Below are 14,530 nucleotides of genomic sequence, written 5' to 3' on the forward strand. Positions count from 1 at the left end.
GATGCCCCGCTACATTCTGGTTACCGGCGGTGCCGGTTTCATAGGCAGTCATATCTGCAAAGCGCTGTCGCGCGCCGGCATGACCCCGGTTACCTACGACAATCTGTCGACGGGACATGCCGACAGTGTCCGCTGGGGCCCCCTCATTCGGGGCGAGCTTGCCGACGCCGCCATGCTGCGCCGGACTCTCGCAGAGTTTTCGCCCGATTGCGTTATCCATTGCGGCGCCAATGCCTATGTCGGCGAATCCGTCGACATGCCGAGGAAATATTACCGCAACAACGTCGTCGGCAGTCTGACGCTGCTCGAGGCGTGCCTCGACCAGGATATCGACCGGATCGTCTTTTCGAGCAGCTGCGCCACCTATGGCGTTCCCGACTCCTTGCCGATACGAGAGGAAAGCCCGCGGTTACCGGTCAATCCCTATGGGCGCACCAAGCTGATCTTCGAGATGGCCCTCGAGGATTTTGCCGCTGCCTATGGCATCCGCTTTGCCGCGCTGCGCTATTTCAATGCGGCCGGAGCCGATCCGGACGGTGAGCTTGCCGAGCGCCATGACCCCGAAACCCATCTCATTCCTCGCGCCCTTCTCGCCGCCGCCGGCAGGCTGGAGCGGCTCGATATTTTCGGCACCGATTATGCGACCGAGGACGGAACCTGTGTTCGCGACTATATTCATGTCAGCGATCTGGCGCAGGCGCATCTCGCCGCCGTCAACCACCTGATGGCGGACGGCGGCTCGCTCAGCGTCAATCTCGGCTCCGGCCGGGGCACCTCGGTGCGCGAGATTCTCGAAGCGATCCGTCGCGCGAGCGGCCGCGAAGTTCCCGTCCGTTATCGCTCCCGCCGCATCGGCGATCCGCCGATCCTCTTTGCCAACACGGCAAGGGCAAAGGCGGAACTCGGCTTCGTGCCGGTTTTCTCGGATATCGATACGATCATCCGCACCGCCGGTCCCACCTTCGGACTGGAGATGACCGCATGAGCGACGCTTCGCAAGTTGGCCACGGCGTCGGCATGGCGAAAGCCGCCACCGCGGCCGATGCATTCGATCCTGTTTTCACCGGCTGGAACCGCGTCGCCTATGGCTTCGGCATCCTCTGCTGGCTGGCGTCGCTCGGCTATTTCTGGATCTGGTGGTGCCAGTCCGCCCATATCATTTCCTGGGCGGCTTTCGTGCTCATCACCCTCGTGCTTGCCTGGATTACGCTGGTGCCGGCCTATTTCATCCTGATCTTCCTCGATGCGAGGACGATCAGCCCGCACGCACGGCTGCCGGAAGGGCGGGTGGCAATGGTCGTCACCAAGGCGCCGTCCGAGCCCTTTGCCGTCGTCCGCGCCACGCTGCAGGCGATGCTCGACCAGGTTGGCGTCGATTTCGATGTCTGGCTGGCCGACGAGGACCCTTCGGAGGAAACCAGGCGCTGGTGTGCGGCGCACGGCGTACTGATCTCCACCCGAAAGGGCGTGGCGGAGTATCATCGCACCATCTGGCCGCGTCGCACACGTTGCAAGGAAGGCAACCTTGCCTATTTCTACGACCACTTCGGCTATGAGCGCTACGATTTCGTCGCCCAGTTCGATGCCGACCATGTACCGACGCCGACCTATCTCCGTGAAATCCTGTGCCCCTTCACCGATCCTGAGGTCGGTTATGTCTCGGCTCCCAGCATCTGCGATGCCAACGCCGGGGCAAGCTGGGCGGCGCGCGGCAGGCTCTATGCGGAGGCAAGCCTGCATGGTTCGCTGCAGACCGGTTACAACAATGGCTGGGCGCCTCTTTGCATCGGCTCCCACTATGCGGTTCGCACATCAGCCCTTCGTCAGATCGGCGGCCTCGGTCCCGAACTTGCCGAAGACCATTCGACGACGCTGATGATGAATGCCGGCGGTTGGCGCGGCGTGCATGCCGTCGATGCGATCGCCCATGGCGACGGCCCGGCAAACTTCGCCGATCTCGTCGTCCAGGAATTCCAGTGGTCGCGCAGCCTCGTCACCATTCTGCTGCAACATTCCCGCCACCATGTCATGCACCTGCCCTGGCGGCTGCGGTTCCAGTTCGTGTTCTCGCAGCTGTGGTATCCGCTCTTTTCCGCCTTTATGGCCGTAATGTTCCTGCTGCCGGTTGCCGCGCTTCTGACGGGCCATGTCTTCGTCAATGTGACCTATCCGGAATTCCTGCTGCATTTCGTGCCGATCTCGATCGTGCTGACGCTGTTTGCCTTCTTCTGGCGGGCCACGGCGACCTTCCGGCCCTATGATGCGAAACTGTTCGGCTGGGAAGGGCTTGCCTTCATATTCCTGCGCTGGCCATGGTCGCTGGCCGGCAGCCTGGCGGCCGTTCGCGATCATATCTGCGGCTCCTTCGTCGATTTTCGCATCACGCCGAAGGGAAGGCAGCAGCAGCAGTTGCTGCCGCTGCGCGTCATCGCACCCTATATCGCGTTCGCCGGGATGTGCGCTGTCGCGATGGTGCTCGCCAGTGAGGCCGCTGCCGCTCAGGGCTTCTATATTTTCGCGGCGATGAATCTTTCGATCTATCTGTCACTGACGGTGCTGATCGTCATTCGCCACGCAATCGAGAACGATCTGCCATTACGGCCGCAATCACGCGGGCTGTGGCTTGCGACGGCCATGGGGTTTGCGATCTGCATCACCGGCGGCATGCAAGCGGGTACCCATGGTCTGCACAGCCTCGAGGCCCTTTCCCACGGCCAGACGCTCGTCAGTTTTACCCAATCGCAATTTGCCGTGGCCGGGGCCGGCCTCGGCGGCGGCAAGACCAGGATAGTGAAATTCCACTTGAGATGGAATGGTTTCGGCAGAACCGACCGAGACGAACGTGGTGTGTAAGCCGGCGGAACCGGCAAGTGTCGAGTATGGAGGATGTAATGAGTATCGGATCGAGACTATGGGGAGCAGCGCTTGCTCTCAGCCTGTGTCTGCCGGTGGCGGCGCACGGCGCCGAGATCGCCAAAACGAAGGCGCCGACGCCGCTGAGCGCCTATGAGCTCTATCGGATCTACGGCGACAAGACCTGGACCTGGAATACCGGAGGCGGCCGTTTCTTCGACGATGGTCGGCGGTTCGTCGCCTGGAGCAACGACAAGGGGAAACCGTCTTTCGCCGAAGGCAAATGGGTGGTCGACGATCTCGGCCAGCTCTGCATGCGCGCTACCTGGACGAATGCCGAGGGCGCGGCCCGCGCCAGCACCTGTTTCGGGCATCGCAAGGTCGGCAACACGATCTATCAGCGGCGCCAGCCGAGCGGCGAGTGGTACGTCTTCCGCCATGCATCGGTGCGCCAGGACGATGAGTTCGGGAAGCTTGTTGCCGCCGATACCGTAAGCGCGAAGGCAAGCGAACTGAAGCAGATCCTGCTGAGCCAGGAAGTAGCCCGAAAAGGAGGGTGAGCCATGAAGAAGCTAATGAAAAACCACCTCTCGACCGCCGCGATGGCGCTGCTGTTATTGTGTGTCGCGGATCTGCCGAGCCGAAGCGAGGTGCAATATGCCGGCATTGTCCCGAACCCGGCGGCGGCCGTGCGGACGATCATCGACAAACGCCCCGTCCTTCATGCCGACGGCATCAAGTTCGGGGCCTATGATCCGCACGGCGATTTCGGCGCGCAGGCGAATGTCGCGACCGAAGCCTTGTTCCTGCCCTGGGAGGACGTCGACCTCGAAACCTTGCGCGTCGCCGACGCCTATGCGCTGGCCAGAGGCCGCAACCTGCTGATAACAGTGGAGCCCTGGTCCTGGGACGTCGATTGGCGGCTGACCTCCGCTCAGCTTCGCGCAAAGGTCCTGCGCGGCGACTACGATGTCAACATGCGTGCGATCACGCAGATGATATCCCAGCTGAAAAGCCCGGTGATTGTCCGCTGGGGGCAGGAGATGGAAGACAAGTCGGGGCGGTTCTCATGGTCCGGCTGGAGCCCGCAGGACTATATCACGGCCTACAAGCGGATGATGGATATCGTCCGCGAGGAGGCGCCCGGCACACAGATCATGTGGTCGCCGAAGGGACTGCCCGGCCTCGAGGCCTATTATCCCGGCGACGATTATGTCGACCTCGTCGGACTCTCGGTCTTCGGCCTGCAGCGCTATGACGAGCTTGCCCACAATGAGCACCGCACGTTCTCGGAAGCGTTGAAGCAGGGCTATGATCTCGTCGCCGGCTACGGCAAGCCCATCTGGGTGGCGGAACTCGGTTATCAAGGTGGCGACGCCTATATGAAGCCGTGGATCGAAACTGCCACGTTGAAGCAGAGCGCCTTCCCGAATCTGCAGGAGGTGGTCTATTTCAACGATCGGGATGTGCACGCCTGGCCCTTCGATCTCGGCCGGCCGGATTGGCGCGTGGTTGAAAGCCTGGGCAACTGACACCACGCAATTCCAGCAAAAGTGTGTAGCGGTTTTGCGTCCGGAATTGCGTGAAAAAAACTATAGCATTTCTGTGAAAACGGAAATTCTCTAGCATAAAACAGAAAGGCCCGCCGGGGTTTTGCGGGCCTCTCCTCTCATATCCGGCAACAGATCAGCCTTTGATCGTTGCCTTACCCTCTTCGATGAGCCGGGTTGCCGCGTCGGCGGGCGAGACCCGTTCGAAGGCGAGTTCGTCACAGATGGGGCGAAGCACCCGCTGGTCGAATTGGGTTGCGCCCATCGGCACCGGCGGCGGATATTCGCCAACCTGATCCTTGAGCAGGTTTACGTACTTGACCGTTTCCTGCTCCGTCGGGTTGAGTTGCGGCAGGATGGCTTCGCGCACTGTCGTTGACATGGGCACACCGCGTTCCACACCGAGAATCTTGCCGGCTTCGGGATCGTTGACGAAGAAGCTGATGAACTTCGCGGCGGCTTCGCCCTGTTTGCTCGTCGCGCCCACACTCCAGATCAGTGCCGGACGGTAATAATGGCCGGATGGACCGCCCTTCTTTTCGCGCGGCAGCATGGTGATGCCGAGCTTGTTCTTGATGATCAACTGATAGCCGATCATCTGGTTGGAATAGGCCATGCCGATCACCGATTTGCCGAGACCGAGGCAATTGGTATCGATGGTATTCTGATCGAGCGTCTGCACGTCGGCAGCAACGGTGCCGCCCGCCTTGCGCAGCTTCTCCCAGTAGTCGAACCATTCCCTGGCATCGTCGGCCGTGAAGCCGAGCCCAGCGCTTTCCCTGGCAAAGAGGCTTTTGCCGCGCTGGCGCAGCCAGGCGTCGAATACATAGGCGTAGCGCGCCGCATAGGGGCCGCCGCCCTTGCCCGAGGACTTGGCGAGTTCTACGGCGAGCTTGGCATACTCATCCCAGGTGAGGTCGGCCGTCGGCAGCGGGATGCCTGCCTTCTCGAATTCGACCGTGTCGAAGAACATCGAGAAGGAGTTGAGACCGAGGCCGACACCATAGAGCTTGCCGTCGATGGTGGTCAGCTTCAGCATGTCGGCGCCGAAGCTGTCGACCTTCAGCGTCGAGGGGACGAATTCATCGAGCGGCAGGCAGGCGCCGCGCTTAGAATAGTCGGAAATCGTTCCCGGCTCGAGCTGAAAAATGTCGGCGATCGAGCGGCCGGCCATCTGCGTTGCGAGCTTCGTCCAGTAACCGTCGCCCGAAAGCGATTCACCAACAATGGTGACGCCGGGCGTCTTGGATTGATAGAGCTTGGCGACATCGAGCGTGCGCTTGGCGCGGTCGTTGGAACCCCACCACATGGCCCTGAGCTGCGCGTCTTCGGCAAAGGCCGGAATGGCGCTTCCGGCGCCGAAGGCGAGGCCGGCGGCCGCACCGGCTGAACCCATCAGGAATGAACGGCGATTGACCTGCATGATATCCTCCTTGTCCCAATATGCCCCGCTGCCATCCTCCAATGGCCTGTCGGGGCATTTCGGCAAACAGGGTACGCAAAAAAATATTTATTGCAAGAAGTAATCATTTTCTTGCAAATTTGCATAACTTGCATAATGTTTGCCTATGAACGACCAAAAGATCAGACGGCCGCGTCAGGCCGATATAGCCACATTGGCCGGCGTCTCCGTCTCCACGGTGTCGCGCGTGCTTGCCAACGAACCTGGTATCAGCGAAACCGTTCGCCGCCAGATCTTGAAGGTGGCGGCCGAGCACGGCTATCCGGTCAAGCCGGCTTCCGAAGCCGTTGCCGGGGGGCTGGCGCTGATTGCCAGCGACGGCGTCACGGGCGGTCTCAGCGTTTTCTATGAAGCGATCGTCGACGGCTTGCGTGCCGGAGCCGTCGACGCAGGCATGCCGTTCGAGGTCCGGCTGGTCCGGGAGGATCGCACCACGCCGGATGCCGTGCGCGACCATATGCAGGCGGCAGGCGCCGAAGGTCTCTTCCTCGTCGGCATCGATCCGAACGAGATGTTGCGCGGCTGGCTGCAAGCCGGCATGACGCCGACCGTTCTTGTCAACGGCACCGATCCCAGGATGCAGTTCGATGGCGTTTCGCCGGCTAATTTCTTTGGAGCCTATGAGGCGACCAGCCGGTTGACCAAGGCCGGCCATCGCCGCATCCTGCATCTGAGCGGCTCCCACCGCCATACGATCCGGGAGCGCGTGCGCGGTTTCGAGGCGGCGATCGCCGCCGTCCCCGGTGCCGAGGGCCGTTTTGTGTCCATGACGCTGCAGGGCAGCGCCAGCCGCGAGGCCCATGAACACACGGCTGCGATCCTTGCCGAAAATGCCGGTTTCACCGCCGCCTTCTGCATGAATGATTTCATCGCCGTCGGCGTGCTCGAGGCGGTCACCGAAGCCGGTCTGCGCGTGCCGGAAGATTTCGCGATCGTCGGCTTCGATGATCTGCCCTGCGCGCTGATGACCAATCCGCAGCTTTCCACCATGCGCGTCGACCGCGCCGCCCTCGGGCGCGAGGCCGTTTCGCTGATGCTGTCCCGTTTCCGCGACAGGACGGCACCGGCGCGCCACATCTGCCAGGCAGTCGTTCCCGTTCCGGGAGGGACCGTTGTGAACGTCGAACCCCGTGAGTGACGCCGATGACCTATGATCCCGCCAGCGCCAACCCGCTCGCAGGCAATCCGCTCGAAACCCGTGCCGATATGAGCCGCGCCCTCCTTGATCTGTTCGATCCGCTGCTTCCCTGCTTTTCGAAGGACAATGCCCGCGTCAGGTTGAGCGGCACCGCCGCCCATTTCGACCGGGCGGCGGCCGACCTCGAAGGCTTCGCCCGGCCGCTCTGGGGATTGGCGCCGCTTGGTGCCGGCAACGGCGACTTTGCCCATTGGCATCGTTTCGCCGAAGGCCTCGCAAACGGCACCGATCCCGCCCATCCCGAATATTGGGGAACGGTCAATGGCCGCGATCAGCGGATGGTCGAGCTTGCCGCTCTCGGTTTTGCCCTGGCGCTGGTACCGGAAAAGATCTGGGAACCGCTCGATGCGCGTGCCCGCGGCAATGTGATCGCCTATCTCAAGCATGTCAGGCAGTTCGACTATGCCGACAACAACTGGAAATTCTTCCGGATTTTCGTCGACATCGCGCTCGATCGTCTCGGCGCCGATTTCGACCGCAGCCTGACGCGGCAATATCTGCAGGAACTCGAAGGCTTCTATATCGGCGACGGCTGGTATCGCGACGGCAACGTGCGCCGCATCGACCATTACATTCCCTTTGCCATGCATTTCTATGGCCTGATCTATTCGAAGCTCGTCGACGACGATTATGCAAAGCGCTATCGCGAGCGCGCGATCCTTTTTGCCCGGGATTTCCGGCATTGGTTCGCCGCTGACGGGGCGACGATCCCCTTCGGCCGCAGTCTGACCTATCGCTTCGCCTGCGCCGGCTTCTGGTCGGCGCTTGCCTTTGCCGATGTCGAAGCCCTGCCCTGGGGTGAGGTCAAGCATCTCTGCCTGCAGCACCTGCGCTGGTGGAAGGACAAGCCGATTGCCGATCGCGACGGCGTGCTGTCGATCGGTTTCGGCTATCCAAACCTGCTGATGTCGGAAAGCTACAATTCCGCCGGTTCGCCCTATTGGGCCTTCAAGGCCTTCCTGCCGCTGGCGATCGCGGAGGATCATCCGTTCTGGACCGCGACGGAAAAAGCGCCGGAGCAGGCGCCCGAGGTCGTTCCCCAGCGTCATCCCGGCATGGTGATCATGCGGGCGGGCGGCGATGTCGTGGCGCTGTCCTCCGGCCAGGAAAACCTGCAGATGCGGTTCGGCACGGAAAAATACGCCAAGTTCGCCTATTCCGCCCGCTACGGCTTCAGCGTCGAGGCCGATGAACGTGCCTTTGCGCTCGCCGCCTTCGACTCGATGCTGGCCTTCAGCGATGACGGCCTGCACTACCGGGTGCGCGAAACGAACGAGGAGGCCAGGCTCGCAGGCGACGTGCTTTTTGCGAAATGGTCGCCTTTCCCGGATGTCGGCGTCGAAACCTGGCTCGTGCCCGCAGTACCTTGGCATATCCGCCTCCACCGGGTGAGGACAAGCCGGCCGCTGCGGATTGCCGAAGGCGGATTTGCCATCGGTCGCCGGGATTTCGAGCTGGATAGGCTGTCCGCCTCGAATGGGGTTGCCTATGCAATCGGCGAGGCCGATTTCACCGGCATTCTCGATCTCGGCTCTTCGGTGAAACGGTCCGGGCTCGTCCAGAAGGCAATGCCCAACACCAATGTGATCGTTGCGAAAACCCTCGTGCCGCAGCTGCGCGGCCAGATTCCGGCCGGCGAAACCATCCTGGTGACGGCGGTGCTGGGGCTTGACAATCCCGCTGCCGTTTCGTCTGCCTGGACAAGACCGCCGAAAGCGCCTGACATTACGGCGCTGGGGGCCGTGGTGAGGGAAAGGGGCGTGACGGTGAGCGCCATCGAAGCGCCGGGGCAGATGCCATGAGCCATCCGGCGATTGTCCTTGCCATGCAGCCGTCGCGCACCGAGCATGTCTTGCCGGATGAGGTTCTGCGCCGGCTGGACGGCATCGGCCGCCTGCTGGACGCTAAACCGCTGCAGCGTTTCGACGACGAGCGTGCGAGGCGTCTGCTGGCCCAGGCCGAAATCCTGATCACCGGCTGGGGCGGACCCTATGCCGGGACCGAAATGCTTACCGCGGCGCCGCACCTCAAGCTCATCGTTCATGCTGCGGGCACGGTCAAGGGCGTCATCGACGACGCCATCTTCGCGGCCGGTATCCCGGTCAGCCATGCGGCCGAGGCCAACGCCGTGCCGGTTGCCGAATTCACGCTTGCCGCGATCATCTTCGCCGGCAAGCGGGTCTTCCGTTTCCGCGATCTCTATGTCGCCGATCGCAACCGCGACCGGACCCATTCGATGCAGCGTCAGGCGATCGGAAATTACCGCCGCACCGTCGGCATCGTCGGCGCTTCGCGCATCGGTCGGCGCGTCATCGAGCTGTTGAAACCCTTCGACTACAGGCTGCTGCTCTCCGATCCCACGCTCGATGCCGCCGAGGCGGCCTGCCTCGGAGCGGAAAAGGTCGAGCTCGACGAATTGATGCGGCAAGCCGATATCGTTTCCCTGCATGCGCCGTCGCTGCCCTCGACGCAGCATATGATCGATGCGCGAAGGCTGTCGCTGATGAAGGACGGGGCGACACTCATCAACACGGCGCGCGGCATTCTTATCGATGAGGCCGCACTGCTCTCAGTGCTGAAGAGCGGCCGCATCGACGCGGTCATCGACGTCACCGATCCGGAGATCCCTGAGCCCGATTCTGCTTTCTACGATCTGCCGAATGTCTTTCTGACGCCGCATATTGCCGGCGCCGTCGGCCTGGAACGGGCGCGCCTCGGCGAGATGGCGGCTGACGAGGTCGAGCGCTTCGTGGCCGGTCGGCCGCTGCTCTACCAAATCCGCCGGGAGAATCTCGAAAACATCGCCTGACGCGCGCCTCGCCGAGCGAGCTTACACAGCAGGCGTCAGCGTGACGACCTCAGCGAATTCGGCGAACCGTCATTGGCAAGCTCAGGCATCAGCTCGGCGATGTCGACCACCTTGCCGGTGCGCGAGCTCGTCAGCGCGGCAATACCGCAAAGCACGGACATGGCGCCCGCCCGCGTGCCGGCGCGCTGCGCGAGCCTGTCTTCCATATCCGGCTTGAAGATCATGTTGCGCATCCGGTCGTCGCCGCCGTAATGGCCGCCGGTGAAATGCGGAACGACGATGCGCTCCACCGCCTCCTTGCCGTTCGGGAAATTACGGATCAGCAGAATCGTGTCCTGCTTCGGCTCTTCCCAGGGCTGGGCCTCGTATTGGCGAAGCTCGATCCGCCCCTTGGTGCCGTTGAAGGCCAGGTGATGGCCTTCGATCGGCTGGAAAGTGTTCAGCGAATAGGAGACGTGGACGTTGTTGCGGTAACGGAGCGACACCACCATCGTATCGGGAATGTCGATGTCCTCGCGGAAGACGCAGCCGTCGCGGAAGTAGCCGTCGATCTTCGAGGGATCCTCGTAGAGCTGGTCGAGGAAGGGATCGGCTTCAAGATCGAGATAGTAGTCGCATTCCTGCGTGTGCGGACAGAGCTTGCAGCGGGGCCCGCGGAACGGGCCCTTGCGGCCGTAATTCTGCAGGTCGGCAAACGAGGTGACGGACTCCGGATCGCTGTCGAGATACCAGTTCAGCAGATCGAAATGATGCGTTGCCTTGTGGACGAACAGGCTGCCGGAATTTTCCGTATAGGCGTGCCAGCGACGGAAGTAGTCGGCGCCGTGCTTGGTGTTGAGATACCAGTGGAAGTCGACTGAGGTCACCCGGCCGATCTCGCCGGCGTTCAGCAGTTCCTTGATCTTGGCGGCCGTCGGCGCATAGCGATAATTGAAGGAGACGTCGACCCGGCGGCCGGTGCGCTTTTCTGCGTCGAGAATCCGGCGAATTTTCTCGATCGAGGTGGTCATCGGCTTTTCGGTGATGACATCGATGCCGGACTCCAGCGCCCGCACAATGATATCGTCATGCGTATGGTCGGGCGTGCAGACGATGACCAGATCCGGCTTCTGCTCGACGAGCATGGAATCGATATTGTCATAGAGCGGCGCGTTGCTGCCGATCATGTTGCGGGCGCGCTCGCCGCGCAGCGAATTCTTCTCGACGATGGCTGTGAGGTCGACATGTTCGCGCCAGCCGGCCAGCAGATCCTTGCCCCACATGGTGGTGCCGCGGTTCCCGGTGCCGATCAGGGCAAAACGGCGTTTCTCCATCGAATGATCCTCCTGCATGCGTGATGAAACAAATATTGAAAATCAGATCTGGCAGCAGCTCCGGAAGCGTTCGACGCAGGTGGCGATCACCTCGTCGGCCGGGCGTTTCCACCAGGTCTCGGCCGAGAAGATCTCCACCTCCTGCGCGCCGAAGAAGCCGGCGGCCTCGATCATTCGTCTTATGCCTTTGAGGTCGATCACGCCATCGCCCATCATGCCGCGGTCGAGCAGCATATCCCGGGTCGGCACCAGCCAGTCGCAGATGTGATGGGCAAAGATGCGTTTCATGCGGCCCGCTCGAGCAATCTGGTTGGCAAGATCGGGGTCCCACCAGACATGGTAGACATCGATCGCCACCCCGACATCCTCGCCAAGCGGCTCGCACATGTCGAGCGCCTGACCGAGCGTGTTCACGCAGGCGCGGTCGGCGGCATACATCGGATGCAGCGGTTCGATCGCGAGCTTCATGCCGGCCGCCTGCGCATGCGGCAGCACGGCGGCAATGCCGTCGAACACCATCTGACGGGCCGCAACGATATCCTTCGAACTGCCCGGCAGGCCGCCGACGACGAGCACGAGGCAGTCGGCTGAAAATGCGGCCGCCTCGTCGATGGCGCGCCTGTTGTCGTCGAGATTTTTCTGCCAGTCGGCATTATTTGCCGCCGGGAAGAAACCGCCGCGGCAAAGCCCGGTCAGCTTGATGCCGTTCGATTTGACGATGCGCACCGCCTCGTCAAGACCGACCTTGGCGACCTGATCGCGCCAGGGCGCGATCGAGGTGATGCCGTGTTTCAGGCAGATGTCGACGGCTTCGGCAAAGCCACATTGCTCGCGGATCGTCGCCAGATTGATCGAAAGTCCTTCGACCTGCATGTCATTCTCCTCCCAGCCGGTGTCCCGCTTCAGTTGACGCCGTGGACGGCGAGCACCTGGCGCATGCGGCTTGCGGCGAGTTCGGGGTCGGCCAGCACCCGCGCTTTGTCGGCGAGACGGAAAAGCTCCGCCAGGTGCGCCAGCGAGCGAGTGCTCTGCTGTCCGCCGACCATGACGAAATGATCCTGCAGACCGTTGAGATAGGCGAGGAAGACGACGCCGGTCTTGTAGAAGCGCGTCGGCGCCTTGAAGATGTGGCGCGACAGCGGTACGGTCGGCTCCAGCAGATCGAAGAATTCATGGTTGCTCTTGCGGCCGAGCGCTTCGAGGGCCGCCGAAGCTGCCGGCGCGATCGCATCGAAAATACCGAGCAGCGCGTCGGAATGGCCCGCTTCGTCGCCGGCGATCAGTTCGGCATAGTTGAAATCGTCGCCTGTATACATGCGCACGCCCTTCGGCAGTTGGCGGCGCATCGCCACTTCCTTCTCCTTGGAGAGCAGCGAGATCTTGATGCCGTCGACCTTGTCGGCATGGGCCCTAATCACCTCGAGGCAGGTCTCCATGGCTTTCAGATGGTCGCCATTGCCCCAATACCCCTCGAGCGCCGGATCGAACATTTCGCCGAGCCAATGGATGATGACAGGGTCTTTCACCTGGCGGAGGATGCGGTCGTAGACGCTGACATAGTCGTCCGGCCCCTTGGCGGCGGCGGCAAGTGCCCGGCTCGCCATCAGGATGATGCGGCCGCCGGCCGCCTCCACCGTTTCGATCTGCTCCTCATAGGCCCTGAGAATAGTGTCGACGGTGACGTCGGGGCCAGGCGTCAGATGATCGGTGCCGGCCCCGCAGGCAATCATCGCATCCTTGCGCCCGGCCGCTTCATCAAGCGCCCGGCGGATCAGCTCGCGCGCTTCCGGCCAGCCGAGGCCCATGCCGCGCTGCGCCGTATCCATCGCCTCGGCAACGCCGAGGCCGAGATCCCAGAGCCGGTGGCGGAAGGCAAGCGTCCGCTCCCAGTCGATCGCCGGCGTCAGCCACGGATCGTTGTCGGCAAGCGGATCGGCAACGACATGAGCGGCGGCAAAGGCGATGCGCGGAAAGGCCTTGGCGTCGCGCTTGGCGACCGCGATCGGCGTGCCGGTCAGCGTATAGGGGACGATCTTGCCGTCGAGGGGGAGATTGATCGTCGTCACGGTTCAGAGCTCCAGTGCGGGAACGTCGAGCCAGCGGCGTTCGGCCCAGGATTTCAGGCCGAGCTCGGCGAGCTGCACGCCCTTGGCGCCGGCTTCCAGGCCATAGGGCCACGGCGCATCTTCGACGACATGGCGGATGAACATTTCCCACTGCGCCTTGAAGCCGTTGTCGAAGGCCTGGGTGTCCGGAACCTCGTCCCAGGTCTTGTAGAAGTCGATCGTCTGCGGTTGATCCGGGTTCCAGACCGGCTTCGGCGTGTTGACGCGGTGTTGGCTCCAGCATTTCGTCAGGCCGGCGACGGCCGAACCATGGGTGCCGTCGACCTGGAAGGTGACGAGATCGTCACGACGGACGCGCACCGCCCAGGAGGAATTGATCTGCGCGATCGCGCCGCCCTCGAGCTCGAAGGTCGCATAGGCCGCATCATCCGTATCGCAATCATAGGGCTTGCCCTGTTCGTCGATGCGGCGCGGAATATGCGTCGCGCCAAGACAGGAGACGGCCTTCACTTCGCCGAACAGATTGTCGAGCACGTAACGCCAGTGGCAGAGCATGTCGAGAATGATGCCGCCGCCGTCGCCCTTGCGGTAGTTCCAGGACGGACGCTGGGCGGGCACGCCCCAATCGCCTTCGAAGACCCAGTAGCCGAATTCGCCGCGCACCGAGAGGATCTTGCCGAAGAAGCCGGAATCCCTGAGCAGCGCCAGCTTGCGCAGGCCGGGCAGGAAAAGCTTGTCCTGCACGACGCCGTGCTTGAGGCCCGAGCGGCGCGCCTTGCGGGCAAGGTCGACCGCCACTTGCAGGTCGTCGGAGATCGGCTTTTCGCAATACACGTGCTTGCCGGCATCGAGCGCCTTGGACAGCAGCTCGGCGCGCATCAACGTCGTGCCGGCGTCGAAGAAGATCGTGTCGTCGGGATTGGCGAGCGCGGCGTCGAGATCGGTCGACCAGCGCTTGATGCCGTGCTTCTTCGCCAGCTCTTCCATCTTGGCGCCGTTGCGGCCGACGATGATCGGGTCGATCTCGAGTTTCTCGCCCGATTTCAATGTGATGCCGCCCTGGTCGCGGAAGGCGAGAATCGAGCGCACCAGGTGCTGATTGTAACCCATGCGGCCGGTGACGCCGTGCAAGATGATCCCCAAGCGTGCCATTTTATCCTCCCAGCAATCTTTTGCGGCGGGAGCGGGCATCGTCGCCCGGCCCTCCCGAGCCGGTAACTAAACAGTTACTTGATGGCAGAAGAGCGGCGCGGCTGTCAAGCGTCAAATCCGATTTTTG

12 protein-coding genes are annotated in these 14,530 nt (G+C 62.5%); 7 read left to right on the forward strand and 5 right to left on the reverse strand.

Annotated elements, in window-relative coordinates:
• Position 1: 1 nt before the first annotated feature.
• The 4 genes from galE to NE851_RS10130 are packed head-to-tail and all read left to right on the forward strand — an operon-like array spanning position 2 to position 4,385.
• Positions 2 to 985 (forward strand): UDP-glucose 4-epimerase GalE, encoded by a 984-nt coding sequence (galE, locus tag NE851_RS10115; protein ID WP_183906594.1) that lies wholly within the window; start codon positions 2 to 4, stop codon positions 983 to 985.
• On the forward strand, positions 982 to 2,853 hold the full coding sequence (locus NE851_RS10120) for a glycosyltransferase family 2 protein (RefSeq protein ID WP_254960182.1): 1,872 nt from the start codon (positions 982 to 984) through the stop codon (positions 2,851 to 2,853). Before galE ends, NE851_RS10120 begins: the two co-directional genes overlap by 4 nt.
• A 38-nt stretch (positions 2,854 to 2,891) precedes the next feature.
• A complete protein-coding gene (locus NE851_RS10125; protein WP_028756230.1) occupies positions 2,892 to 3,413 on the forward strand; it encodes a DUF995 domain-containing protein in 522 nt (173 codons plus the stop codon).
• A 3-nt stretch (positions 3,414 to 3,416) separates the two neighbouring features.
• Entirely contained in the window at positions 3,417 to 4,385 is a 969-nt protein-coding gene (locus NE851_RS10130; protein WP_183906592.1) for a glycoside hydrolase family 26 protein, read from the forward strand.
• Between the two features lie 154 nt (positions 4,386 to 4,539).
• Here the strand turns inward: NE851_RS10130 and NE851_RS10135 are convergent, their stop codons facing one another.
• Positions 4,540 to 5,826, reverse strand: a complete 1,287-nt coding sequence (locus tag NE851_RS10135; protein ID WP_127431875.1) for an ABC transporter substrate-binding protein — start codon at positions 5,824 to 5,826, stop codon at positions 4,540 to 4,542.
• Positions 5,827 to 5,971: 145 nt separating this feature from the next.
• On the opposite strand from NE851_RS10135, the gene NE851_RS10140 reads away from it, so the two are divergent.
• The 3 genes from NE851_RS10140 to NE851_RS10150 are packed head-to-tail and all read left to right on the forward strand — an operon-like array spanning position 5,972 to position 9,872.
• The gene (locus NE851_RS10140) at positions 5,972 to 7,003 is read left to right on the forward strand and encodes a LacI family DNA-binding transcriptional regulator (RefSeq protein WP_029868038.1); all 1,032 of its coding nucleotides are present in this window, start codon (positions 5,972 to 5,974) and stop codon (positions 7,001 to 7,003) included.
• Positions 7,004 to 7,008: 5 nt separating this feature from the next.
• The gene (locus tag NE851_RS10145) at positions 7,009 to 8,865 is read left to right on the forward strand and encodes a DUF2264 domain-containing protein (RefSeq protein ID WP_183906591.1); all 1,857 of its coding nucleotides are present in this window, start codon (positions 7,009 to 7,011) and stop codon (positions 8,863 to 8,865) included.
• On the forward strand, positions 8,862 to 9,872 hold the full coding sequence (locus NE851_RS10150) for a hydroxyacid dehydrogenase (protein WP_029733081.1): 1,011 nt from the start codon (positions 8,862 to 8,864) through the stop codon (positions 9,870 to 9,872). Before NE851_RS10145 ends, NE851_RS10150 begins: the two co-directional genes overlap by 4 nt.
• 35 nt (positions 9,873 to 9,907) lie before the next feature.
• Here the strand turns inward: NE851_RS10150 and NE851_RS10155 are convergent, their stop codons facing one another.
• Genes NE851_RS10155 through NE851_RS10170 form a run of 4 tightly spaced genes read right to left on the reverse strand, consistent with a single transcriptional unit; the run spans position 9,908 to position 14,403 of the window.
• Positions 9,908 to 11,185: a Gfo/Idh/MocA family protein gene (locus NE851_RS10155; RefSeq protein WP_028758435.1), complete on the reverse strand. Its 1,278-nt coding sequence runs from the start codon at positions 11,183 to 11,185 to the stop codon at positions 9,908 to 9,910.
• 42 nt (positions 11,186 to 11,227) lie between these two features.
• Positions 11,228 to 12,058 carry a sugar phosphate isomerase/epimerase family protein gene (locus NE851_RS10160; RefSeq protein WP_029733083.1) on the reverse strand — a complete coding sequence of 277 codons (831 nt, stop codon included), beginning with the start codon at positions 12,056 to 12,058 and terminating at the stop codon, positions 11,228 to 11,230.
• 29 nt (positions 12,059 to 12,087) lie between these two features.
• A complete protein-coding gene (locus tag NE851_RS10165; protein ID WP_183906590.1) occupies positions 12,088 to 13,251 on the reverse strand; it encodes a dihydrodipicolinate synthase family protein in 1,164 nt (387 codons plus the stop codon).
• Between the two features lie 3 nt (positions 13,252 to 13,254).
• Positions 13,255 to 14,403, reverse strand: a complete 1,149-nt coding sequence (locus NE851_RS10170) for a Gfo/Idh/MocA family protein (protein WP_029733084.1) — start codon at positions 14,401 to 14,403, stop codon at positions 13,255 to 13,257.
• Between the last annotated feature and the right edge of the window lie 127 nt (positions 14,404 to 14,530).

The sequence above is a fragment of the Rhizobium anhuiense bv. trifolii genome (assembly GCF_024346605.1).
Lineage (GTDB): Bacteria > Pseudomonadota > Alphaproteobacteria > Rhizobiales > Rhizobiaceae > Rhizobium > Rhizobium anhuiense.

What these genes read in the sequence shown, in the direction of transcription:
- NE851_RS10120 (WP_254960182.1), top strand. Translation starts at nt 982, where the DNA reads ATGAGCGACGCTTCGCAAGTTGGCCACGGCGTCGGCATGGCGAAAGCC.
- NE851_RS10155 (WP_028758435.1), bottom strand. Translation starts at nt 11,185, where the DNA reads ATGGAGAAACGCCGTTTTGCCCTGATCGGCACCGGGAACCGCGGCACC.
- galE (WP_183906594.1), top strand. Translation starts at nt 2, where the DNA reads ATGCCCCGCTACATTCTGGTTACCGGCGGTGCCGGTTTCATAGGCAGT.
- NE851_RS10135 (WP_127431875.1), bottom strand. Translation starts at nt 5,826, where the DNA reads ATGCAGGTCAATCGCCGTTCATTCCTGATGGGTTCAGCCGGTGCGGCC.
- NE851_RS10130 (WP_183906592.1), top strand. Translation starts at nt 3,417, where the DNA reads ATGAAGAAGCTAATGAAAAACCACCTCTCGACCGCCGCGATGGCGCTG.
- NE851_RS10125 (WP_028756230.1), top strand. Translation starts at nt 2,892, where the DNA reads ATGAGTATCGGATCGAGACTATGGGGAGCAGCGCTTGCTCTCAGCCTG.
- NE851_RS10150 (WP_029733081.1), top strand. Translation starts at nt 8,862, where the DNA reads ATGAGCCATCCGGCGATTGTCCTTGCCATGCAGCCGTCGCGCACCGAG.
- NE851_RS10145 (WP_183906591.1), top strand. Translation starts at nt 7,009, where the DNA reads ATGACCTATGATCCCGCCAGCGCCAACCCGCTCGCAGGCAATCCGCTC.
- NE851_RS10160 (WP_029733083.1), bottom strand. Translation starts at nt 12,058, where the DNA reads ATGCAGGTCGAAGGACTTTCGATCAATCTGGCGACGATCCGCGAGCAA.
- NE851_RS10170 (WP_029733084.1), bottom strand. Translation starts at nt 14,403, where the DNA reads ATGGCACGCTTGGGGATCATCTTGCACGGCGTCACCGGCCGCATGGGT.
- NE851_RS10140 (WP_029868038.1), top strand. Translation starts at nt 5,972, where the DNA reads ATGAACGACCAAAAGATCAGACGGCCGCGTCAGGCCGATATAGCCACA.